Annotated in this window: 19 protein-coding genes and 1 tRNA gene; 7 read left to right on the forward strand and 13 right to left on the reverse strand. The window is 41.6% G+C overall.

What is annotated here, in order from left to right; genetic code table 11:
* Positions 1 to 395 precede the first annotated feature (395 nt).
* Complete coding sequence (locus ACE1CI_RS13375) at positions 396 to 917, forward strand: hypothetical protein (RefSeq protein ID WP_413264250.1); 522 nt, start codon at positions 396 to 398, stop codon at positions 915 to 917.
* 14 nt (positions 918 to 931) lie between these two features.
* Here ACE1CI_RS13375 and ACE1CI_RS13380 read toward each other — a convergent pair whose 3' ends face one another.
* The 9 genes from ACE1CI_RS13380 to pedR form a co-directional block, all read right to left on the reverse strand.
* Entirely contained in the window at positions 932 to 1,345 is a 414-nt protein-coding gene (locus tag ACE1CI_RS13380; RefSeq protein ID WP_413264249.1) for a Uma2 family endonuclease, read from the reverse strand.
* A gap of 71 nt (positions 1,346 to 1,416) precedes the next feature.
* Positions 1,417 to 1,923 carry a type II toxin-antitoxin system YhaV family toxin gene (locus ACE1CI_RS13385; protein ID WP_413264248.1) on the reverse strand — a complete coding sequence of 169 codons (507 nt, stop codon included), beginning with the start codon at positions 1,921 to 1,923 and terminating at the stop codon, positions 1,417 to 1,419.
* Positions 1,920 to 2,243: a hypothetical protein gene (locus ACE1CI_RS13390; RefSeq protein ID WP_413264247.1), complete on the reverse strand. Its 324-nt coding sequence runs from the start codon at positions 2,241 to 2,243 to the stop codon at positions 1,920 to 1,922. The genes ACE1CI_RS13385 and ACE1CI_RS13390 overlap by 4 nt, the downstream gene beginning before the upstream one ends.
* A 195-nt stretch (positions 2,244 to 2,438) precedes the next feature.
* Positions 2,439 to 3,425, reverse strand: coding sequence for a malate dehydrogenase (gene mdh, locus ACE1CI_RS13395; RefSeq protein WP_413264246.1), 987 nt, complete (start codon positions 3,423 to 3,425; stop codon positions 2,439 to 2,441).
* Entirely contained in the window at positions 3,422 to 3,637 is a 216-nt protein-coding gene (locus ACE1CI_RS13400) for an NAD(P)H-quinone oxidoreductase subunit O (RefSeq protein WP_413264245.1), read from the reverse strand. The genes mdh and ACE1CI_RS13400 overlap by 4 nt, the downstream gene beginning before the upstream one ends.
* A 249-nt stretch (positions 3,638 to 3,886) precedes the next feature.
* Positions 3,887 to 4,723 (reverse strand): DNA-formamidopyrimidine glycosylase, encoded by an 837-nt coding sequence (locus ACE1CI_RS13405; protein ID WP_413264244.1) that lies wholly within the window; start codon positions 4,721 to 4,723, stop codon positions 3,887 to 3,889.
* 3 nt (positions 4,724 to 4,726) lie between these two features.
* Positions 4,727 to 5,098, reverse strand: coding sequence for a photosystem I reaction center subunit IV (locus tag ACE1CI_RS13410; protein ID WP_413264243.1), 372 nt, complete (start codon positions 5,096 to 5,098; stop codon positions 4,727 to 4,729).
* 443 nt (positions 5,099 to 5,541) lie between these two features.
* Positions 5,542 to 5,787 carry a photosystem I reaction center subunit IV gene (locus ACE1CI_RS13415; RefSeq protein ID WP_413264242.1) on the reverse strand — a complete coding sequence of 82 codons (246 nt, stop codon included), beginning with the start codon at positions 5,785 to 5,787 and terminating at the stop codon, positions 5,542 to 5,544.
* A gap of 267 nt (positions 5,788 to 6,054) precedes the next feature.
* Complete coding sequence (gene pedR, locus ACE1CI_RS13420; protein ID WP_496615447.1) at positions 6,055 to 6,327, reverse strand: photosynthetic electron transport-dependent transcriptional regulator PedR; 273 nt, start codon at positions 6,325 to 6,327, stop codon at positions 6,055 to 6,057.
* 108 nt (positions 6,328 to 6,435) lie between these two features.
* Between pedR and ACE1CI_RS13425 the strand changes: the two genes are divergently transcribed.
* The 3 genes from ACE1CI_RS13425 to ACE1CI_RS13435 all read left to right on the forward strand — a co-directional run bounded on the left by ACE1CI_RS13425 (position 6,436) and on the right by ACE1CI_RS13435 (position 8,606).
* Complete coding sequence (locus ACE1CI_RS13425; protein WP_413264240.1) at positions 6,436 to 7,407, forward strand: carbohydrate kinase family protein; 972 nt, start codon at positions 6,436 to 6,438, stop codon at positions 7,405 to 7,407.
* An 80-nt stretch (positions 7,408 to 7,487) separates the two neighbouring features.
* Positions 7,488 to 7,925, forward strand: coding sequence for a cyanase (gene cynS / locus ACE1CI_RS13430; RefSeq protein WP_413264239.1), 438 nt, complete (start codon positions 7,488 to 7,490; stop codon positions 7,923 to 7,925).
* 72 nt (positions 7,926 to 7,997) lie between these two features.
* On the forward strand, positions 7,998 to 8,606 hold the full coding sequence (locus ACE1CI_RS13435; protein ID WP_413264238.1) for a hypothetical protein: 609 nt from the start codon (positions 7,998 to 8,000) through the stop codon (positions 8,604 to 8,606).
* Positions 8,607 to 8,796: 190 nt separating this feature from the next.
* On the opposite strand, the gene ACE1CI_RS13440 is transcribed toward ACE1CI_RS13435, so the two are convergent.
* The 3 genes from ACE1CI_RS13440 to ACE1CI_RS13450 are packed head-to-tail and all read right to left on the reverse strand — an operon-like array spanning position 8,797 to position 10,504.
* Entirely contained in the window at positions 8,797 to 8,904 is a 108-nt protein-coding gene (locus ACE1CI_RS13440; RefSeq protein WP_413264237.1) for a type II toxin-antitoxin system PemK/MazF family toxin, read from the reverse strand.
* Positions 8,894 to 9,121: a hypothetical protein gene (locus ACE1CI_RS13445; RefSeq protein ID WP_413264236.1), complete on the reverse strand. Its 228-nt coding sequence runs from the start codon at positions 9,119 to 9,121 to the stop codon at positions 8,894 to 8,896. The genes ACE1CI_RS13440 and ACE1CI_RS13445 overlap by 11 nt, the downstream gene beginning before the upstream one ends.
* A 60-nt stretch (positions 9,122 to 9,181) precedes the next feature.
* Entirely contained in the window at positions 9,182 to 10,504 is a 1,323-nt protein-coding gene (locus ACE1CI_RS13450) for a 3-isopropylmalate dehydratase large subunit (protein WP_413264235.1), read from the reverse strand.
* Between the two features lie 177 nt (positions 10,505 to 10,681).
* Between ACE1CI_RS13450 and ACE1CI_RS13455 the strand changes: the two genes are divergently transcribed.
* The 3 genes from ACE1CI_RS13455 (at position 10,682) to ACE1CI_RS13465 (ending at position 16,463) form a co-directional block, all read left to right on the forward strand.
* Positions 10,682 to 11,164, forward strand: coding sequence for an HNH endonuclease signature motif containing protein (locus tag ACE1CI_RS13455; protein WP_413264234.1), 483 nt, complete (start codon positions 10,682 to 10,684; stop codon positions 11,162 to 11,164).
* A gap of 40 nt (positions 11,165 to 11,204) precedes the next feature.
* Positions 11,205 to 11,276: transfer RNA gene (locus ACE1CI_RS13460), tRNA-Thr, on the forward strand.
* Positions 11,277 to 11,507: 231 nt separating this feature from the next.
* Positions 11,508 to 16,463, forward strand: a complete 4,956-nt coding sequence (locus ACE1CI_RS13465; protein WP_496615448.1) for an AMP-binding protein — start codon at positions 11,508 to 11,510, stop codon at positions 16,461 to 16,463.
* Positions 16,464 to 16,822: 359 nt separating this feature from the next.
* Here the strand turns inward: ACE1CI_RS13465 and ACE1CI_RS13470 are convergent, their stop codons facing one another.
* A complete protein-coding gene (locus ACE1CI_RS13470; protein ID WP_413264232.1) occupies positions 16,823 to 24,316 on the reverse strand; it encodes an ExeM/NucH family extracellular endonuclease in 7,494 nt (2,497 codons plus the stop codon).
* Positions 24,317 to 24,562 lie beyond the last annotated feature (246 nt).

Here is a 24,562-nt window from a genome sequence, read left to right on the forward strand (position 1 = left end):
CCTGTAGATGACCAAATACGACCAAAACCAGGAGTGCGGTCATACTTGTGCCATGTACCTCCATAATTAGGAGAGCAACCTATACCAACATTAGGATCGTAATAATATGGTGATGCTGGATACCTTCCTATATGAGGTCTTGAACGCCACAAGAAGCTTGACTCTGTGCCTTATCAGTCGGCATAAAAACCAAACCCAATGGTAGCATCGCGGTGAGTCCAGCAGTAACCAAACGTTTAAAGTTCATAGTTTTTTCTCTAACTGAATCTCTAACCATATTTCTAATATATACTCAATGCTACAGTTTAGTTGCTACAAGTTTCTGAACTTACAGGAGTACTCGCCATTTTCGTTGTAAAATAAAACTTAACTAGCCCTATCAGTGGTTATCAATTATGACTCAAGAACTAATTGATTTAAGAGCCAGTATTTTAGAAGGACGCTATGAAGATGCTTTAGCAATTGTCGATGAATTAGATTGGATGAGTAAAAAAGCAACATTACTGGCTATAGAATCATTTCTACTCAGAATGCTTATTCACTTAATTAAAAATCAACTAGAACAGCGATTAACAAATTCTTGGGCGGCCTCGATTCGCGGTTCAATAGTTGAAATCAAAAAACGGAATCTGCAAGACAATAAAACTTCCTATTACGTTCAAACGGATGAATGGGAAACAATGTTGGAAGAGATTCTAGAACAAGCAATTAGTGATGCCAGCGTAGAAGTTTTTAATGGTGAATATACACCTTTTCAACTATCGGAAATGGTAGATAGAAACCAGATAATTGTCATTGCTAAAAACTTGCTATATTTGACCTATCAGCACTCAGCCAAGGAATTACCCGCAGTTATTAATGATTATTTAACGCGATTAACAGGGGGTGAAGATTGGCAGTTTGGTAGGCAAAGATAGGTAAGTTATTAAATTTATAATTGCTGAAATTGTGCTAATAACCAAGCACCAACCTGTGCTTGATTTTCGTCGCGACTGCGCTGTAAAGCTTCCTCTAACAAAGAAATCGGTAATCCTGGTAAAATTTCCGATCGAGTAATTCGTCTACTACCATTATTAGCGATAATTGCAAAAGCAATAATTTGGGCGCTTTGTACATCTACTACCCAGTATTCAGATACTTCTAATTCTTCGTAAAGTAAACGTTTCTTACCTAAATCATCAGCTAAACTTGTATCGGCAATTTCAATTGCTAAATCTGGTGGTGGAAACTGATCGAGATTAACTACTGTGCTTCCGGTTGGTGCTAATTGCGATCGATCTCCCACATAATAAGATATATCTGGTTGTGCTTCTCTTACACCTGTTTTTTGGTAGCTACAAATCATCGCTTACCTCTTGAATAAGATTTTAGGGCGATCGGTGCTAACTTACTATATATGATAAACAAAAATACTTCCTATTTGTTATCCCCACTCTCATCTTTTACATCCTCATTTGTCGCCTCTATTATCCCATTTCCTATTTCACATTGCTCAATTAATTCCTGCATACTTGCCGGAAAAGTGCCATTCAAAACCATCTTCTGAAAAACCGCATAACAATCATTTTTATCTCCCTCTTTCCGGGGATAACCTAACCATAAGATAACTATTTCTTTTTGTTCTTCCTGTTGGTATACTCTAAAAAACAATCGATACCTGTTTGGTAAACCCATCCCTTTCAAACGACTATATCCCCGCAGGTCATCTTTAAGGGCAAAACGAAGAGAAAAAGGATCTGAAGTAATTTTTTCTTCAATTCCCTGCTTCACTGCTGCAAATAACTTAACCCTTGGATGAGAGCGATATTCTGTAGCTAATAATCGTTGTTTTAGCTTGGTAGCATCCCTCAATAAATCATTCCATTGTTGTCGGAATAAAGGGTGGAAACGGATATTCCACCCGTTGAAAATCAGATAAGTCATTCTTCTACTATGACTCCTTCTAAAAGTGCATCTGCTTCTGCTTTCATCTCCTCTGTATAAGGTACAAGAATAGAGGGATCTTTAATTACATCTGCCATCAGCGCATCTAGGAATAATCGCAGCATTTTGGGATCTTCCTCTTCTTCATCATCCTCATCTTCAGACACTAACCTTACCAGTAGAGTATTGTCAGATAACACCTCAATTTTCACGCTGGCATTATCCCATTGCGGATGATCTTTATAGAATGAATCTGGTACTGGTATCCCCCGCAAAGAAGCTGTTTCGTTGGCATTTACAGAATAAATTTTGGCTGTCATAATCTCTGTTTCCTTTCTGCTAATACATCATACTTTAGCAAATGATAAGATTATCGATCGCTGAGTATATTTTAATCTATGCTTTTAGGTTCTATTTTAATGATGCCGTATTCCTACAGGATAATTGAATAAATGACAAACAAAAAAGAGCGATATTGCGATCGCTCTCTACAAAAAATCATCAACAAAAACCCATTAATTAACCTTAGCTACAGCAGCTAACATCTCTTTTGCTTGGTGAACATTTTGGCGCACAGATTCCGCTGAAATATGCAAAGCAGAAAGTTCTGATTCTGTGAGATTCAACTCCACAATACTTTCCACTCCCGCACATCCTAAACGGCTAGGAACGCCAATATAAATGTCTTTTAAACCATATTCACCTTGCAGATAAGTGCAAGCGGGAACTACACGCGACTGGTTATACAAAATTGACTCTACCATTAAACAGGTAGCAGAAGCCGGAGCAAAATATGCACCACCAGTTCGCATTAATTCCACAATTTCTCCGCCGCCGTTGCGAGTTCTTTTAATTAACCGATCGATAATTTCCGGTTCCATTATTTCGGTAATTGGCACGCCACTAACGGTAGAATAGCGAGGTAAAGGAACCATTAAATCCCCATGTCCTCCTAATACCGTTGTGGTAATATCTTTGATGGCAACTCCTAATTCCATTGCGATAAAAGATTGGAATCTGGCTGAATCTAAAACTCCTGCCATTCCCATTACTCTATTACTCGGAAGTCCACTAGCTTGCCATGCCAAATAAGTCATCACATCTAGGGGATTGGTGACTACAATTACAATGGCATTGGGGGAATGTGCGATCGCTCTTTGCGTCGCTTCCACTACAATTTGAGCATTAGTTCGCATCAAATCATCGCGAGTCATCCCCGGTTTGCGCGGAAGTCCCGCAGTAATCACCACAATATCGGAATTTGCCGTATCTGCGTAATCATTCGTGCCAATAATTTCACAGTCGTGCTGTTCTAAACCCCTCGCTTGGGTTAAATCTAACGCAATACCTTGAGGCATCCCCGCCACTATATCCAGCAACACCACATCCGCTAAATTTTTCTCAGCAATGCGCTGCGCCAGAGTACTACCAACTTTACCCGCACCAATAACGGTGACACGAGTAGAAGCGCAAAGAGGCAGGGAGGAAGAAAATTTAATCATTTTGCAGATTCTAGCTGATCTAAACGCAGCCAGATATTAGGGGTGGGTACGTGCCCGAATTTCACTAGAGCATAATCGTTTCGTAAGTCTACAACTTCCCCTTTCGTTTCAAACATATAGCTGGGAAAGCGTGTATCACTAGCTTTCGCTTCTAGGCTATTCTCTAGTTTTTCCCGGACGGCGTAGACTAAATCTCCTCTTTTGATTGCCATAATTTTGCTCGCTTTGTCTCTCAATCTCTTATATAAAGAATTATCAACTATTGCGAGCATCTGTCACAAGTTATAGGTTTTGGGGACTGGGGATTAAGGACTAGGGACTGGGATTCCTTATGGAAAAAGCACTTTATTGATTCATCAGGTTTACTTTTTACCGTAAGTACGGAAGAGTCCTAGTGCAAAATCAGAAGTTTTACCAACTACCAACTACCAACTACCCACTACCAACTACCCACTACCACTTTAACTTTGACATTCCGGGCAAAAATGAGCCGATCGTCCCGCTAATTTTATTCTTCCCAAAACACTGCCACAAATTTTACATGGTTCACCATTTCGGTTATAAACCCAAGCTACCCCACCATAGTTTCCGTTGATCCCCTTAACATTGAGGAAATTACTAAAAGTTGTCCCACCCGCCTCAATACTCGTTTGCAAAACTTGGATTATCGCCTCGCGCAACCGAGAAATTTGCTCTTTACTCAAAGCTGTACACAAAGTCGTAGGGCTTATTTTACTGAGAAACAACGCTTCGTCGGCGTAGATATTGCCAATCCCAGCGATTAACTCTTGATCTAACAAAGCAGTTTTAATCGGTCGTCGGCGATTTTTCAGCTTTTCTACTAAATAATCTACTGTAAATTCTGGGTCAAAGGGATCGGGCCCAAGTTTTTTCACGCCGGAAATTACGCTTTCAGGAGTTTCGCTGGCTGGTATCCACCACATTTTCCCGAAAGTCCGCTGATCTACAAAACGTAATTCCTGATTTTGGGCAAAAAACAGTCTGACTCTAGTGTGTTTTTGTAAAGGTTCATCTTGCTGCAACCACAATAATTGTCCTGTCATTCGCAGATGAACGCCTAACCAACCAAAACCGGGACTTAACTGAGCTAATAAATATTTACCCTTGCGATGCCATTGAATTATTTTACTGGCTTTTAATCCCGCTAAGAAATCATTAATTGAGGAGGGATGAGCGATCGTTCTCGCCAATAACACATCTCCCCCCTCAATTTGCTGATTTTGGGTCAATTCATTTAGACCCCTTCGTACTGTTTCAACTTCAGGCAGTTCTGGCACAATTTAACGTTTTTCTGTTCCTTGATTTCCGCCGCCTTCTACTAGAGGATCGCCACTTCCTGATTCTTGTTCAGCAGTCCGCTTACCACTAGTAGGAGTAGCAACACTGGTTTTACGTTTGCTTTCATCGATCGGAGTTGAGTAAGCTGCCGATTTCATGTCTTTTCTGGATTCTATTTCAGATGCTGGAACTGCCACCAATTCGCCTTCGGCAAAGTTGTTAGTGTTCACACCTGCGTAATTCATTTTTTCAAAGCGAACGATCACAGGATATTTTATCCCACTTTGATCCACTGTCGCAACCGTACCAACATCTTGAAACCAGTAAGATTCTTTCCTCATTATTCTTACGCGATCGCCACGTTTAATAGCCATGAAAAATTTTCCTCTAACACAATGTATATTCAAACTTACTGGCTGAGTATTTGCTAACAATAGTACCTAAAGGTAGAGCTAACTTTCATTCTGAAGATAGATCTTCTAATGAGGATTAAATCTTACGATTAAATTACTTTTAGAGCTGCTATTAGATTTTTCCTTTAGTCATTGTTGCTAAACAGGAAGTGCTTTTGATTGCTTAATTAGGGCTGCTACAGAAAAGAGGGTAAAACTGTATTAATTACCTAATAAGTTTCACCCTCTCCTACCGATTGAGTCAATTTGGCAGACTGGATTAATTGATTTTTAGTCTAGGTAGGGTAGCAGAAATCACTAATCCGTAGAAAACAGGTAAAAAGCTCTACAGATAAGCCTTTTTTCCTCCTGCCTTCTTGCATTAGACAGTTTTGCTGTCCGAAACTAAACTCAGCTAAGCTTGATTATTTAGCAGCTGCTTTAGCCTTGGGTGCTGGTGATTCAACTTCCTCTAGTTCGCTGAGGGCAAAGTTATTGGTGTTAACGCCACCAGAGTTGCCACTGTAGCCGTTGTAGTTAACTTTCTCGAAACGAACGATTACTGGAAATTTGATTCCACTTTGGTCGATGGAAGCAACAGTCCCAATGTCTTGATACCAGTAGGACTCTTGACGGAGAACTCGTACCTTAGATCCACGTTGAATCGCCATATTTGTGTTTTCCCTTTCGAGATAATGCAAATGATTGCTCAGCTGTTTTTCAGAGTACTACTCTAGAGGTACTTCCCGTAAGCTACTTAACTTTAAGTTTTGTTAATTATCTGCCCAGTCCAGAGCGATCGAAATAGGCGTAATTTGGCGAATTTGGGCATTTGCAGGTAAAGTCTGCGATCGCGAAAAAGTTTACAAAGACAGAAGGAAAGGGAAATAACTAACAGCTTATCCCCTTTCCCCGTTCACCGTTCCCTTTCTCAGTCTTCAAATAGCTTCATCCCCAGGTGGTGGCAAAATACAGCAGTTGACTTCATCAATGCAGACTTTACCCCACTGCAAAACCCAACGTACCAGTGCTACCCGGTTTTCTGTTTTGGTCTTTTCCAGAATGTTGCTAATGTGATTATCAACCGTGCGCTTGCTGATTTGCAGCTTTTCGGCTATTTTCTCATTAGTTAAGCCATCGGCGACTAACTCTATGATTTGTAATTCTCTATCGGAGAGAGACGCATCAGTTCCAGATACCGGACTAGTCATAATGGATTCCTATACCCTGTAAATCTACCTATGACAATTTTAGAATACTCTACGATTTGCTTTTTTTGCCTTAGTTAACGATCGTCCGAAGTTCAGGAAAATAGCGCTATGAGTAATACTCAGGTTCTCTGTATTGGTGAAGTATTATTTGATTGTTTGGCAGATCAACCGGGAAAATCTTTGGGAGAGGTTGATTCTTGGACTGCTTACCCAGGAGGTGCACCTGCAAATGTGGCTTGTGCTTTAGTAAAATTGGGGACACCTGCGGGTTTTATTGGTTGTGTGGGTGAAGATGCACCCGGAGATATTTTAGTTGAGTTGTTTCAAGAAAATGGTGTGGATGTAACGGGAATTCAACGTCATCCCAAAGCACCAACGAGACAAGTTTATGTGTTACGATCGCTAACTGGCGATCGCGAATTTGCAGGTTTCGGAAATTTAGATACCGGAGATTTTGCCGATACTAAGTTAAGGCTTTCTCAGTTACCGGAAAGTCTATTTCAAGGTGTCAATTTTTTGGTTTCGGGAACTTTGGAATTAGCATATCCCCAAAGTCAGGAAGCGATCGAAAAAGCCGTCCAACTGGCAAAGCAAAATCATGTTAAAGTTTTGGTAGATGTAAACTGGCGACCTGTGTTTTGGCCTAACCCAGACCTCGCCCCAGGAGTAATTTTAAAGTTTTTAGAGCAAGCTGACTTTCTCAAACTTTCCGACGAAGAAGCTCAATGGTTGTTTAATACTTCCGATCCTAGTGCGATCGCCCAAAGACTACCACATTTGCAAGGTGTTTTAGTAACTGCTGGCGAAGCAGGTTGTAGTTATGATTTAGCACATAATTCCGGCAAATTACCCGCTTTTTCCATTGATGTAGTAGATACAACTGGCGCAGGCGATAGCTTCGTTGCTGGATTTATTCATCAATTATGTCAACAGGGAATTGATGCTTTAACTGATGCCGAAACAGCGAAAAATGTGGTAATCTACGCTAGTGCTGTCGGTGCAATTACGGCAATGAAAGCTGGTGCGATCGCTGCTCAACCCACAGCAACAGAAGTAGAAGAATTTTTGCGTTTACATTAGTTCCTTCTCTTTCCTTCTCTTGCCTTCGCGCCCTTTGCGTCCTTTGCGGTTCAAAAAATTTATCTTGAGGAGTGCTGTTAATGATTCCAGAAATAACCCGAAAACTATTAGCTGCCAAAAAAGCCAACGGCATCAGTTTTGCTGATTTAGAAAAGGTTGTCGGTAGAGATGAAGTTTGGATAGCAGCAGTAATTTACCGTCAAGCAAGTGCTTCCGAAGAAGAAGCAAAAAAACTAATTGATGCTTTAGGACTTGACGAAATTTATGTGCAAGAATTAACTGAACCTTCTGTTAAAGGTTTAGGGCCAGTAGTTCCCACCGATCCTTTAATTTACCGTTTTTATGAAATTATGCAATCTTATGGAATGCCAATTAAAGAGATAATTCACGAAAAGTTTGGTGATGGAATTATGAGTGCGATCGACTTTACCTTAGATGTGGAAAAGGAAGAAGATCCTAAAGGCGATCGGGTAAAAGTGATTATGAACGGCAAGTTTTTACCTTATAAAAAATGGTAAACTAAAGGGTGGGTAATCTCACCCTTTTTATTAATTTATTAGAAACCCGCCAAAGCTAATCTAATTAAACTTATGGCAGAGGACAAAAAGAAAAAAAAGAATTTTGCTAGTTTCAACAAAAAACAAGCTTTCAAGCAACTCAATCTAACTGACTTAATCCCTTGGAAAATTGAAGCTCAACCAGTTCAGCCAAGTGACTTTTTTCAAAAAAGATTAGAAAGATTACAAAGGTTTGATTTAGAAGGATATGAAGAATCCAAAAAACTATTAATTGATGCTATTTGTGAAGAAGCACTAGAAGGATGTGAAAAACTCAAAATTTGGAAAGGTGCTGCTTTAGAAACAGATCTAACCTCTGGTAATGTAGATTATTTGATTGCCGAACGCAAGCGATATTTAGAAGCACCCTTTCTCTGTATAGTTGAAGCTAAAAAAGATGATTTTGAGCAAGGTTTAGCCCAATGTTTAGTTGAAATGCAAGCTTGCCAAATTCAAAATCGAAAAATAGGTAAAGAAATAGATGTTTTTGGCATCGTTACTAATGGTGATGGATGGAGATTTTACAAACTAACTCCCGAAAATACTGCTTATGAAACATTGCTTTATGGAATAGCCCATCTTGATGAAGTTTTAGGCTTAGTTCACTATGTTTTTCAATTATGTCAACAACATTTGGATTAAATTGGTGGAATGGTGCGTTACGTTAGCACTAACGCACCCTACAACTAGAATTTCTGAAAGTAACTTGAGTCTTTCTTTCTCTCAAATAACTTAAACTCCAAAAGTGTACTTAATGGCAGCATCTACAGCAGTCATATCAGGCAAAACACCAATTTTGCGATCGATTTCAGCCTCTTGAACGGTAACAAGATTAGCCGAGATTATCTGCTTGAACTACCAAAGCTGGGCGACGTTTAGCAGTACGAAGATCTGAATTGGGAAACAAAACCAGCACTACATCCCCGCGATTATAGCTCATCGTAACCTGCCATATCAGGTCTTTCCCAATCTTCTGCAAATGTGCTTAATCTGTGGCGGAGGTCTATTGCTTGTTGTTGGTCTATACCACGAGATTGTAAATCTATTGAATTATCTGTTAAAAAAGTCACTATTACTCGCGCTTCTTCTAAATTGCTAGGTGTTTCCAATAACTCAATTTTGCCATTACGGTAAATTCCTTCTACTGATTGCAACATTGTTTTCTCGCTGATTATTTGTAGGGTGGGCATTACCCACCCTACAATATTGATTATTAACTAACTCAAAAATTCACGAGGATCTGTAACATATCCTGTGAGGGCAGAAGCTGCTGCGGTGAAAGGAGAAGCTAAGTAAATTTGTGCTTCTTTATTACCCATTCTTCCGGGGAAGTTACGATTAGTTGTAGAAACGCAAATTTCCGGTTCATTTAAGCGCCCAAAGGTGTCTTTTGGCCCACCTAAACAAGCAGCACAAGAAGGTGCAGCTGGTTCAATACAACCCGCTTCTAAGAAGATTTCGGAAAGTGTTTGTCCGTCATATTTTTGAGTGAACAAATCTTCGTAAACTTTCTGAGTTGCAGGTACTAAATAGGTGGGAACTTTGACTTTGTGACCTTTAATAATTTTGGCAGCATTGAGAAAATCAGAAGTTTTTCCACCTGTGCAAGAACCAATATAAACTCGGTTAATCTTTACATCGCTGCATTCTCTTGCTAAGGCGCGGTTGTCGGGTGAGTGAGGTTTAGCGACGACGGGTTCTAATTTGCTGACATCATAGTGATGTTGGCTGTAGAATTTTGCGTCGGCATCGGTGTAAACTGCTTCAAAGGGTTTGTTGGTGCGACCTCGAAGATACTCGAAAGTAGTTTCATCTGCGGCGACTGTACCATTTTTGCCGCCAGCTTCGATCGCCATATTGCACATTGTCATTCTTTCTTCCATTGACATTGCCGCAATGGTACTGCCAGCAAATTCCATTGTGCGATAATTGGCTCCAGCAACGCTAATATCACCAATAATTTGTAAAATTAGGTCTTTCGCCAACAAATAAGGTGGCAATTCTCCATCTAAAACAAATCTCATAGTCGCTGGCACTTTAATCAAAAGTTTACCAGTTCCCATGATGAAAGCCGCATCGGTGTTACCAATACCTGTGGCAAATTGACCAAAAGCGCCAGCGTTACAGGTGTGGGAGTCTGTACCAAAGAGCACTTCGCCGGGACGGGTGTGCCCTTCTTGGGCTAGGGCGACGTGGCAAACTCCTTTATAATCGGGGTTAGCTTTGAAGTCAGAGCGATCGGTAATGTCGTAAAAGTATTTAATCCCTTGTTCCTTGGCGAAGTCCCGCAAAATGTCCACGTTGCGATTAGCGCGTTCGTCTGCGGTAAAAATATAGTGATCGGGAATTAAAACAATTTTTTCTTTATCCCAAACTTTAGCATCTGCACCAAATTCCCGGTGAAAAACGCCGATCGTTCCCGGCCCACAAACATCATGAGTCATCAATACATCTACGTCAACCCAGATGTTTTCCCCTGGTTCGACTAGCGATCGATGGGCGGCGCGTGCCAAAATTTTCTCAGTTAGGGTCATCCCCATAGTATGTTCTCCTGCAAATTGCTGCTACTTGCGCTTTTCTCTTATTAACTATGCTATCTACTACTTCTGTAGTATTGACTTTAATTTCCAGCAGATTTAGGAATTCATGCAATATGCGATTTTATCAGGGTGGGGCGATCGATCTCAATTGCCGATGAATCTTTGGGGTGTAAACTGATGCCAATGCCGAAAAAACCGAGAACTGAGTGCTTAAACTGTGGAAAGCAGACAAAAAGAGCAGTTGAAAAATATTGTAGTAATAAATGCCAAAATGACCACAGATACAAGCTTTACATCACCTCTTGGTTAGCTGGACAGGAGAATGGAAGTAAAAAGTATGGTAATGTCTCCAATCATCTGAGAAGGTTTTTAATTGAGCAATACGGCGAAAAGTGTTCCTTATGTGGATGGTGTCAGGTTAATCCCCATACAGGTAAAATTCCTGTAGAAGTAGACCACATTGATGGAAATTGGCAGAATAATTCTCCAGACAACCTCCGTCTTTTATGTCCCAACTGTCATTCTCTAACACCTACATACAGAGCACGCAACAAAGGTAAAGGTAGAGATTGGCGTAGACACTTGTATACTGTCACTAACCTAGAGAGTGTCAATTTCGCGGGTTCCGAATCAGAGTCACAAAAAAATTCTCAGTTGTAGGGGTGTAAGTGTAGTGAAGTTTGCTATTATTGTTTATGTCGCTGGTGTAGCTCAGTGGTAGAGCAACGCACTTGTAATGCGTGGGTCGCAGGTTCAAATCCCGTCACCAGCTTACTTCGCCTACCTTTAATTTAAAAGGTAGGCAAGTCACAGTGCAATCTACCTGTTTCTCTCAAGGTTATCTCAAGTGTACTCAGAATTACCCTACCTTGGGTAGGTATGGATTGCTGATTGACTTGAGAAAACTTAATAATTATTAACCAAGAGATAAAAACATAGGTTAAAATTTAATTAAATTAAATTGCTTATTTACCTGACCTGTATAATCATACTGTCGGATAATATGAATTTTTCCAATTCAGCGGTTCAGAATTATTATTATTTAACTTCAACTTTACTGAGTCATCCACTAGTTGTTGATTGTGCAGTTTTTCCCAGAAGGACTGCTTGTGCTCAAGAGTTGATTGCTTACATAGTAACTTCGAGTTCTCTATCTTCTGAAGTTCTACAAAATCATATTCAAAGTACTTTAGCTGGCACTACTTTGCCACCGATTAGTTTTGTTTTTGTGTCTCGTTTGCCGCTTACAGATGATGGTGCTTTAGATGAGCAGAAGCTATTAGAACTGGAGGTCATTGATTCTGAAGTAGTAGAGCAGTTCCAAGCTTCGTTGCAAACCATTCCCGATATTGAAGCGATCGCAGTTACGGTTGCTGAACGTCACCAATCTATTCCTCCTCTTCATCTGTCAGATGTGTTACCTGTTTGGCGATCGCGCACCTCAAATCTATTACCAACCAATCTAGTTAACATCCCGTCAACCGACAGATTTAGTCAATCGTCATCTGCAATGGCGATCGCCCAGGGAGAAGCCTTACTAGCGGATTCCCATCTGCCTAAAAATTTGGTACAAGTGCTACAAAAGACAGTAGAATCTCACCCCGATCGTGGCATCACTTACATCCATTCCAACGGAACTGAAACAGTCCAATCCTATTGTGCCTTGCTTGATGAAGCACAACGCATCCTGTCAGGGCTAAGAGTGTTGGGATTGAAGCCCCAAGACAAAATTATCTTTCAGCTTGAGCCTCACCAAGATTTTATTCCAGCTTTTTGGGCTTGTATTTTAGGCGGTTTTGTACCTGTTCCTATTTCGCAAATCTCTAACTACGATCCCGACAATGGCATTGTAAAGAAGTTGATTAACACCTGGGGGATGCTCAAGCATCCCCTAGTGTTAACGAATGCTCATCACGTACCTGAATTTCAGAACTTAACCGAGCAGCTAAAGCTTGATGGATTTTACCTGGCTAAGATTGAGCAACTTCGAGAAAATCAACCCGATAGACTCCATTGGGACAGCAATCCCCAAGATTTAGCTGTTTTGCTGTTTACATCAGGAAGTACGGGAACGCCTAAAGGAGTCTGTTTAACTCATCACAATCTAGTTAGCAATATTGTGGCAAGTGTTCAAAGGAATCACTTGACTCACAACGATATATCACTAAACTGGCTGAACCTGGATCACGTTGGTAGCTTGGTGCGTTGCTCCATTCGAGATATTTATGCTGGAAGCCAGCAGATTCATGCACCCGCCGCCGCCTTTTTAGAGAATCCACTCAATTGGTTAGATTGGATTGAACGCTACAGAGTAACCTTCGCTTGGGCACCTAACTTCGCTTTAGGATTAATCAATGAACAGGCTGAGACGATTCAACAACGAAAATGGGATTTGAGTTGCCTAAGATCGATCGTCAGTGTTGCAGAACCGATCGTACCAAAGACGGCAAAGCGTTTTTTTGAGTTACTCGCCCCATATCGGATTAAGCCCGAAGTCATGCACGCAGCTTGGGGAATGTCTGAAACTGGAGCAGCTGTCGTTTTTTCCCATCGTTACTTGCTGCAATTATCAGAAGACAGTGTTTTTGTTGAGGTGGGGCGACCTGTTCCTGGTTTTGCCGTGCGAATTGTAGATGCTCAAGATCAACTGCTTCGAGAAGGTGAAATTGGTCGAGTGCAAATCTCAGGCCCAATGGTGATTACGCAATACTACAATAATCCTGAAATTAATAAAGAGGCGTTCACGGCAGACGGATGGTTTAAGACAGGGGATTTAGGATTATTGCAGGCGGGCTACCTGACCATTACAGGTCGAGAAAAAGATGTCATTATCATCAATGGTTTAAATCACTATAGCCACGAAATTGAAGCAGTGGTTGACGAAGTAGAAGGCGTTGTTCCATCTTACACAGCCGCCTGTGGCATTCGAGAGGCTGATACCAATACGGATCGACTGGCAATTTTCTTCCATCCGTCCGTGCAGGATGATGCCAGTTTGATTCAACTCTTGCAGGACATTCGTCACAGAATCGCCAGTAAGTTGGGGATCAACCCCCACTACCTTCTGCCTGTAGAAAAGGACGCTATTCCCAAAAGTTCAATTGGTAAAATTCAGCGTTCCATCCTGAGAGAAAGACTGGAGGCAAATCAGTTTGACGATCTTCTCAAGCGGGTCGATCTGCTCTTGCACAATGAGAATACGATTCCAGATTGGTTTTACCAAAAAGTTTGGCGACGCAAAGAGGCAGTTACATTAAATCAGAACACAATATCGGGCTTGACCCTGATTTTTTCAGATAGCTTGGGGTTGGGCGATCGCTTACGAACAGAACTAGAACAGCAAGGTCAACGCTGTATTACTATCCAAGTTGGCTCCACATTCGCTCAATTATCTGATGCTTCTTACCAGATTAATCCAACTAACCGCGAACACTATAAACAGGTGTTGCAGTGTGCTGCACAAACGGAGATGCCCATTGCACAAATCGTTCATTTGTGGACTTATAGCCCCTACACAGGTGAAGTGTCTAGTTTAGACGCTTTAGAACAAGCCCAGAATTTTGGCACTTACAGCTTATTATGGTTGGTTCAAGCTCTGTCTCAAGTGCAAACCCCTGACATTGCTGTGCGGCTCCAAGTCGTGAGCAGCTACAGTCAACCCATCTCCACATCAGAGGATCTGGCATACGAAAAGGCACCCCTTCTAGGTCTAATCAAAACTTTGCCCCAGGAAATGCCCTGGATCGATTGCCGTCATCTTGACCTGATATTAGACACACTTGAGGTGAATGCGGCTCAGGTTTTGGCAGAACTTCAAGTCATACAAAGAGATCGGGAAGTTGCTTATAGGCATGGGCAACGTTACATTCCTCTGTTAAAGAAAGCCGATATTGATCCAGAACAACAGCAAACTATTCCCTTCAAACAGGGAGGGATTTACTTAATTAGTGGAGGGTTGGGTGAAATCGGAGTTGAGATTGCCCAGTACTTGATTCAACAGTATCAGGCAAAGTTAGTCTTAGTTGGCAGAACCCCACTTCCGCCAAGAGAGAGGTGGGCAGAACACTTGGGACAGAATACAAAGGTAGCTCGGCAAATCTTGTCTTATTTACACCTGGAGAAATTGACAAACCATGTCTGGTATGAAGCTATCGACATTTGTGATTTGACTCAATTACAGAGCTTGATTGAGCACATCGAGTCAATTTGGGGGGCTGAACTACAGGGTGTAATTCACTTAGCACGGGTTACTCAAGAATATTTAATTAGCGAGGAAACCCAGGAAACATGGGCGGCGATGTTACATCCGAAAGTATTCGGGGCATGGACATTACATCAGCTGATCAAAAATAAACCAGAAAGTATTTTTATCCATTTTTCCTCGGTCTCTGGTTGGTTTGGTACGTATCAGTTAAGTGCCTATGCAGCTGCTAATCGCTTTTTAGATTGCTTTTCTCACGTTCAACGATACAAGAATTCGCTACAAAGCTACTGTTTTGCCTGGAGCATTTGGCAAGAGCTTGGCAACGATCGCAGTTATCAAATGCGAGAGCTATCAAAAAGTCGTGGATATTACACTTTGTCTACAGAGCAGGGCTTAAACTCACTGCTGATCGGATTGTGCTACAGTCAACCATACCTGATGGTGGGGATTGATGGTAGTAATCCTTATATGCGATCGTACACTGACGGAGAATGCCAGCCATTATATGAGTTGCGAACTTACTACAAAGCTGTATCGCCAGGGTTAGATGGCTACTTTAGTAATATAGAGATTAAAGATCGCTTTGGCGTATCAATATCGTGCCATTTTGAACAAGTTCAAAAAATTCCCCAAAATCAGTCTAGACAGTCATCGAAGTCATTTGTTGCTCCCCGCAATCAGATAGAGCTTCAACTCACCCAAATCTGGGAAAAGGTATTGGGCATTCAACCGATTGGCATTCAAGACAATTTTTTTGATTTGGGTGGAACCTCTCTGACTGCTCTAAGGATGTTTGGACAAATTGAAGCCAAGTTTGGTAAGCTGTTACCGCTCTCTACCCTATTTAAGCGATCGACCATTGAATTATTGGCTGAGATCGTTGAACCAGAAACCGCACTACAGCTAGAAAGTGATGATGAGCTAGAGCGATCGCCAAAGCAACTGTTAGTCAAGATTCAAGAAGGCGATCCTGGCAAGACTCCTTTGTTTCTAGTTCATGCACTGGGGGTAAGTGTGTTGTACTACCGCGACTTTGCTCGTTATTTAGGGACCGATCGACCTGTGTATGCTATTCAACCCCTGGAATTGAAAGACCAATCTGGGATAGACACCCTGGAAGCTCTTGCTGCCCTCTACATTAAAGCAATCCAGGTTGTTCAACCTCAAGGGCCTTACTTGCTGGGTGGGCACTCATTTGGTGGCAGGGTCGCCTTTGAAATGGCGCAACAACTTCACCACCAGGGCCAAGACATAGCGTTTCTCGGCCTATTCGATACGTTTGGACCAAATGCTATGACTCGATTACCATTCCGCAAACGCATCCTAATTCATTTCCACAATTTCCAGAAACAGGGACTAAGTTATCTAGTTGACAGGATCGGTGCTTGGTATAGATATATTGGTGAATTAGTGAAAAATAAATATCAACGATGGATAGATAGCAAAGTGCGAGAGCAATCTGAATCTATTTCTTATGAGATATGGAAGCGTGAGATACAAGATTTTCATCTAGATTTATCACGCCGTTATTCATATCGTGCATACCCCGGTCATATCCATCTTTTCCGCTGTGTTGAATACGAACCTGTCAACTACTATGGCTTGGAATTTGATAAAGAAAATTTAGGTTGGGATAAAGTGGCAAAAGGAGGTTTAACAATTTGTGATGTATTAGGTAAACATTTAATGATGTTTGATGAACCTTATGTTCAGTCTTTAGGGGAGAAAGTAAGAACTATTCTCTCAGAGAGATAGTAATAAGTAGGGCTTGCTTCAAAAAGGTAAAAGTTAAGATATGCAAAGGTTTTACCCATTTTTTGCCCACAATAAATGCAAGGTTATCACAGTCTTTTAGTGCAAAAACCTTGCCTTTTTGCGGGAAATTGTAGGGACACGGCATTCAAAAGATAACGCAGGAGTTGCAAATATTAATGATGCCGTGTCCCTACCGTCACCAACAGACTTATTCAGCAAGTCCTAAGTAACCCAGGTTAATTTGTGAAATGTTTAATTTATAAAGAATCCCAGTCCCCAATACCAATCTCCAATCCCCAGAACTTAAAAAAAGTAGAGAGGTTTCATGAAACCTCTCTACTTTGCGAATGAGGAAATTATCAGACAGTGGTAAACAGATTAGAACCGATCGCACTAGCTGATACTCCAACTAAGGAAGCTAACAGTTCACCAGTGGCAGCGATGCGAATCAGGGTATCATTTGCTTGAACACCTGTTCCTTGGGTAATTGTTAAAGTTGGGAAAGTTAAACCACCTGTTAAAGCTAGTTTATCTTGAGCGATCGCAAAATCCAAAACAACATCATTCCCTGCATCAGATGTTAGGACAAAAATATCACTACCTGCGCCACCTGCGATCGTATCATTACCTGCACCACCAAAAATTAGATCGTCACCCTCACAACCGCAGATGCTATCATTACCCAGATCGCCGTACAGAGTATCATTTCCGGCATTGCCGCACAATTTATCATCATCTTGACCACCGCGCACAATGTCGTTACCTTCTCCACCAGAAACCGTATCTTTGCCTTGATTTCCATTGAGAAAATCGTCGCCTTCAAAACCTAATAAAACATCATCGCCAATCCCACCAAAAACTGTATCATTTCCGCGATCGCCAGACAAAGTATCATTACCTAAATCACCAAAAATCAAGTCATTATCTTGACCACCTCTGACAAAATCATTGTCTTTCCCCGCAAAAATAGTATCGTTTCCTTTGTTCCCATTAATAAAATCCTGATCTTGATTACCAAAAATTAAATCATCACCAGATCTACCAAAGATACTATCATTACCAATTCCTCCAAAAATTAGCTCGTAATTCTCACTTCCCACAATCAAATCATTAGGAGGATTATCATTAGGGAGTTTTCCATTGTGGCTATCATTTACTAACTTTTCTAAGTCTTCACAGCTACAATCATAAGGTTGAGGAGTTGGATTGGGTTGTGGTTCTGGTTGTGGTTCTGGTTGCGGATTGGGTTGTGGGTTTGGTTGTGTATCATTGTCGGTAATATTAACAGCAACATTACCGAGATTGAGGTTGTAATTGCTGTCGTTGCTAGTGGCATTGTGACTGATACTACTAGTGTGATTTCCTTCAACTTGAGTATCATCTACTGCTGTTACTGTTACGGTTTGGGGAGTATTCCAAGTATTTGGTGTAAAGTTGAGAGAAATTGCGGTTCCTGCACCTGCACCTAAGTTAATTTGGTTGTTGCTAGGAGTGACATTTACTGTTACTGGTGCGGTGGGTTGAGTTGCCAAAACTACTGTGTAATTATCAGTTGCGCCGCCTTCGGTAACATTGGTATTTGATTTGGAAATTGTGACTCCCGCAGTGTCGTTGTCAGTAATTGTTATGGTAGCGGAATTGTTTGTAGATAAATCGTAATCGATCGCATCAACCAAACTAACAATTACACTTTCATTTCCCTCCACCAAACTATCATCAACAGGCGTAATTGTCACATCAACAAAAGATTGACCAGCCGCAATAGTCGCCACACCAGTTAAACTGGGATTGTAATCATTTGAATTAGCTTGTCCCGTAACTGTGTAACTGACATTCAACGCACCGATCGAACCGCCACCACTGCGACTAATTCGGAAAGTTCCTGTATCATTTCCTGCTTCTGAAGCATTCGCATCAATCGCTTGAATACTAATATTTGGTGTTGCTAAATTCAACCCAATTACTACAGGATCGTGATCCGAAGAACGGTAAGGATCGACATTGTAAAAATCTGCTGGTTTAGCAGGGCCACCATTAGGCAGATTCTCTTGGTTATAATCGATTAAGGGATGTTCATCGGCGTTAATATGCCATTCGGTTGCACCAGTTACTTGGGAAGTTAAATTGCTGCTGGATAAAGCGTGGTCGAGGTATCCTGCTTGACCTTGGAAGTTGAAAGAGTAAGCATTTTGACCGACAAATTGATCTATTAAATTAGTATAACCGTTATTTTTGATAGCAGTAATTGGGTCTTCTTTAGCGTAGGAATTTAAATCACCAACAATCAAAAAGTCCGAGTCACCGCTATTAGTTGGATCGGTGGCTAACCAAGCAGTTAATTCATTAGCAGCTTGAGTTCTTGCTAAATTCCAAGCGCCTTGTCCGTCGCCTCGATCGGCATTCGGATCGCCAGCAGCAGGAGCGCTACCTTTTGATTTAAAATGATTAACTACTGCGGTAAATTTGCCCCCAGTTGCGATATCTTGAAAAGTCTGGGCTAAGGGTAGACGATGCAGACCTTGAGCGAAAGCACCTGTATTTAAAATAGCAGCATTACCCACAGGTGTAACTTTCGCAGAATTGTAGATTAAACCAACAGTAATTTCATCGGAATCAAACTTAGAGGAACTGGGTTTGATGAATGAATATGTAACTCCGTTAGGTTTAGCAGCAGAACTATTTAAACCATTAACTAAATCTTGAATGGCGCTATCACTTCCATATCCATCATTCTCTAATTCCATTAATCCGATAATATCGGCATTCATCTTGAGAATGGCATCAATTGTTTTATCACGTTGGCGGGTAAATTCTGCGGATGTACTCGCACCTCTGGCAGTGGGGAAATTTGGGCCGTTAAAATAATTGAGTAAGTTAAAAGATGCTACTTTGAGAGTTCCGCCAACATTTTCTGGCGCATTTGTCCGGGGGTTTCCGGTAAATGTGGGAGTAACAGTTGGTTGAATGCGGTAGTTGTCGAAACCAAAACTCAAGACACCTTCAATATTGGTAACTGTTTGTCCAGTTCGGATGGGGTTTGTGGAGTTAAAACCGTAAGCAAAAGGAGTTTGGTAGGAACCGTTTCTGCCGTCGTCAAGAATAATTTTGTTGAGGTTATTTGCGGCTTGTTGGGCGGTTGCTGCTGCACCTGGACTGACTATGTTAGTAGGTTGAAATAATCTGCCGTTTGATAAGGTAATTTCACCAAATCGAACTAATTCAAAAGTATCGCTAACCGTGAGAGGTTGGGTAATTTTTACCCGCATTCCCTCGAATTGTTCGGCAAAAGTGCTACTTGCAAAAGGTAAATTGACAGTTGCGGGTGTTACTTGCGCTAAAGAACCACCTGTGAGAACTTGAATGGCAGCAGCATTGGTGGGAGTAATTTGAGTTTGTCCAAAAGTTTCGGAAATTGTACCTGTTACCCGAACTTTTTGTCCTTCGCTAACATCAAGGATGTTGCGATCGGCAAATACAAAAATACCTTCGGAAGTTAAGGGGTTTCCGTCTTCATCGATCGTTTCTTCTTGTAAGAAAAATCCGCCTAAACCGTTTGCACTTGTGGGGGTTTGAAAATCACCGACAACGACACCTTCTATAGTTTGGGTTGTGTTAACTAAAGGACTAGTTGCACCGTCTCCTTGAATTTCGCTAATTTTAGCTATCGCTGGTACACCAAGGGTGATGATTTCGCTGCGGAATTTTTGCCAGTTATCTTGGGTTAAATCTTTGGCTATTGTTCCATCGTTGTAAAAGGTGGTGTCGCCGTTATCTACCAATAACTGAATTCGGTTGTCGGTGGATTGAGGATCGTAAGCCAGCGATAAGATTTGAGTATATTGAGCTTGTTGAAAGTTATTGTCGCTGACTAGGACGATCGCTCTCCTCCCATCAGGCAACTGTGGCCCAAAAGCTAACCCTTCTATATTGTCTAATCCAGTGGGGTGAAAGGGGTCAGCAGGCAAATTGAGACTGTTCAGATTCAAGAGTAAGCGTTTTTGTGCAGGGACGATCGCATTTAATTGTGCAGGACTCAGAGCACTTAAAGAATTGATGCTGCTAATGTCCGTCGCCCCCTGCAAACTGACTTCATAAATCTTGATGGTGTAGCCTCCACCAGCAACGAGGGAACGTTCTAAGGCTAGGAGTGTGCCTTGGTTGTCTATCGCCAACAAATCGGCTAATCCTTTCTCAATAGACCCACCAAGACTTGCATCGGTGTTGTAGAGGTATTCTGTTTGCGGTTGTCCGCTGCTTAGATCGTATTGCACAATGCGATTGCGCGATCCGGCTGCGGTGGTTGCAGTCGGGCCATCCTGCAACAGGGCACTTTCAGTAGCAGTATAAAGCTTGGTTCGATCGGGGCTGATTGTCAGGCTTTCCAATGATAAATTATCTCGCACGCCTGAAGTCTGGGTATCTCCAGCATCAATTAACCCACTGTTGTTAGTGTCTTCTACTACAGGCAGGAATTTAGCGGGAACGGGGAGCGATCGCACTTCCACGCCTGTTGCCAAGTTAAACTCTTTGATGAAGGGATTGGTAACACGACCCACATTAGGATTAGCTTCCCCTTCGGAAGAAATAAATACAGTACCATTACTGGTAAAAGCAATTCCTTCAGTGTCTACGGTATTGAGCGCAAAGAAATTACCATTGGGATTTTTCAGAGGAGTAACATTGGTAAAGTTTACGCCAGTGGTTGCGATCGTAGATGGGTCGGTAGTAAAGGTATAGAAACGAGCCGGGGCAAAATTAGAGCGATCGTCAGAAATAGCATAATAACGATTATTAATAGCATCATAAGTTACCCCAGACAAACCTCCCAATGCAACTTGTTGCCCATTTACTGTTCCCGCTGCACCGGGGGGAATGAAACTAGTATTAAAAGTGGTTTGTCCCAAAAAAGCGGCACTAGAAGGATTTGAAGATAACTCTAAAATAGACTCAAAACTTCCTCCAGCATTCAGGCTGGTTAAATCTGCGGAATTTAATATAGGAGTATCATTGGCATTACCTGTCCAAGTGTAGAGACGAAAATCTTTCGGTGCTGTGCCTGTTGCGGCATCGGGGGGGCCAGCAATAATTAAGTATTGGTTATTAGCTGTGCGTTGGATTTCTCGAATTCCCCGTCCGCCTAAATTTAATTCTATTGGTGCGGCGATCGTTGCGTTTGTTGCTGCACCTGTTACTAAGTCGGTAAAGTTAGTAATGGGTGCAATTAAGGCTTTTTGACGAGAAAGAGTGGGTACATTTGGGGCGCGGAAAGCAACGTAGGCGGTAGTACCGTTTGGTGCAATGGTCAATCCTTCAATATTAAACCCGCTACCATCACTTGCTTCAGGGTTTACACCAGTAGCAGCACTATTACTAAAACCATAACCGTTGGCATTTCCCCAAGCAATTAAATCGTTTCTTAAATTATCGTATCGACCAACATAATTAAGTGTGGTATTAGCACCAGTTCCAGAAATATCGGTGGCGAATAAACGATCGCGATTGGGTCGAGGATCGCCATTGCTAGAATTACTAAGGGAACCTAACCAGTAAATTCGGTTGCCAACTCTGGTGGATGCTTCGATATCAACTTCTCTGGGAATACTGCCGGAAATATCAGTTAAACCAAGGGAAGAGGTAAAGTCGAAACTTTTGAGGGGTAAACCGGAGTTTTTGCGATCGTACAATCTAATTTTTTGATCTTCGTCGTCCGCAACTAACATATAGTTGGAGTCGATCGCTACTGCTGTACTCGCATCACTAGCACCAGTTAAAAACCTCGTCGTTGTCGGATTAACTGAAGCCGCAGAAGCAGCATATTTAATTACATAATCCGCAGTTGCACCACCACCATCGGTAACTCTAACCGTAATATCAGAATAGCCAACACTTGCGGGATTAATTTTCAGATTGTAATTATTTCCCGTGTTCGTCAGATTTAAATTTGCTAACGGTACAACAGCAGTATTGCTACTACTAAGAATCGACACAGTTGGGTTAGGAGTTTCCGTATCGGCAACTGTAAAATCAATTCCTAAAGTCTTTGCTGGATCGGTAGGATCGTCGATCGCACCGCTAACATATCCCGTTCCCGTAGCAGCAAGATTTAAAAATGGTGTGGCACTATTTTCGGTGATAGTTGGAGCAGTGTTGTTGGAGTCGTTATCGGTAATATTAGCAGTGATAGAAGCAATAGTAATATTGTTATATTTAGTATCGTTGCTAGTAGCAGTATGAGTAATTGTCCCAGTATGATTTCCTTCAACTACCGCATCATCAACGGCGGTGACAGTGACAGTTTGCGCCACATTCCAGTTAGCAGTATTAAAGGTAAGATTTGTCGGATTGGTAGTTGTTTGATTGCCGGAATTAATCGCAATAGTTACATCAGCAGTGGGTTGAGTGTTTAAGACAACTGAGTAGGTATCTGTTGCACCACCTTCGGTTACATTAGTGCTACCGTCAGTTTGATTTATCGTAACTCCTGGTGCGGCATTCACTGTAAAAGTATTCGTAGTAACTGAGTTATTTGCTTCGTTACTTTCGGCAATACTGTTGTTAGGATCGGCAACTAAGGTAGTGCCACCGAGAACACCTGCTTGAGTGGGAGTAACGTTAACATTAATTTGGGCAAAACTACCTGCATTGATGCTTCCACCTGTAAAAGTAAGTGTAGAACCAGAAATAGTTGGATTGATAAAACCGCCACCGACATTATTGACTCCATTGTAGGTAACATTGGCAGGTAAAGTGAAGTTTAATACAATGCCGCTGGCATTAGCAGTGCCATTATTTTGAACATCTAATGTGTAATTAAACGGTGTACCTACAGTTAGTGGGCCAGGAGTAGTAATACCAGTGCTTAAATCCGGTTGAGCTACTTGATCGTTATCAGCGATCGTCACCGTTGCCGAAGTATTTGCGCCCAGATTATAAGCACCACTGGGAAGCAAAGTGAGAGCAACGGTTTCATTCATTTCCACTAGGGCATCATCTACAGGTGTAATAGTGAGATCCACAAAGGATTGCCCAGCAGGGATGGTCACTGAACCTGTTAAGTTGGGATTATAATCAATGCCGTTTATCGCTTGTCCAGCAATGGTGTAACTGACTGCTAAGGTGTTAGTGGTGTTGCCTGTGCGGGTAATGCGGAAAGTGCCTGGGTCAAGTCCTGCTTCGGCGGCGTTGGCATCGGTGGCTGCGATCGTTACTGTTGGTGTAGATACGACAAATGGTGTAATGTCGGTGAATGTAAAAACAGTTGTATTGGTAGAGAAGTTAGCTGGGTTTGTCAGATTGGTAATTGACTGTGCGCCTGGATTGGATGTAAAAATGGTCTTGGCATTCACCCCATTTGGAAGGTTGGTAAATGGAACTCCTGGAGGTGGTGCGTAAGTAGTCAGCGAGTCAGGAGTGCCAGTAGCGATCGGTGAAGAGGAAGCATCTAGTCCAGCAAGTATTGTGGGGGAAGTCAGAGTTCCCGTGTAAGCAAATATCTGATCCCCACTATTGTTAAATCCTCCAATATTTTGGTTTTCAATCCCTACAGTCAATGTTCCAACAGTAGCAGCTGAGGTAATCGATCCACCTAAACCATCATTGAATGAAATGGTACTAGTTGAACCCCAGTTAGCGATCGCTACTACTGTACCTGCTGCAACACCTGCTGCTGGAACATTCCACTGGATTGCATATTCAGTAGTGCGGAATGCGTTAGCTGCTGCACTGTTGATCGCATTATCAGTGAATTTAATAATATCGTTACCCGGTAATGCGTTCATCACTACAAAGGCAAAACCTTCGGGATTTCCAATACCGTTGTAGCCAATGAAAACAATATCTCCTACATTTGCCATTGTTAATAGTCCTCAGAAGTTGTTTGCCACGAATAACGAACTGAAAGTAAAAAGTTAGTAATTTATGAATTAATGGCTCCCACCGATCGCAGTTATTTAAAACCACAAATATTAGCCTTGACTTACTCAATTGCAACGATTAAAAAACATTCTACATATTTTTTTTTACTTAATTTATAGTTACCAATAAAAAGATTATACATCTTCCTTTAAGTGAATTCATCGGTTCTTTAGTCAGAAAAATCT

This window comes from Floridaenema flaviceps BLCC-F50 (genome assembly GCF_041929275.2).
Taxonomy (GTDB): Bacteria; Cyanobacteriota; Cyanobacteriia; order Cyanobacteriales; family Aerosakkonemataceae; genus Floridanema; species Floridanema flaviceps.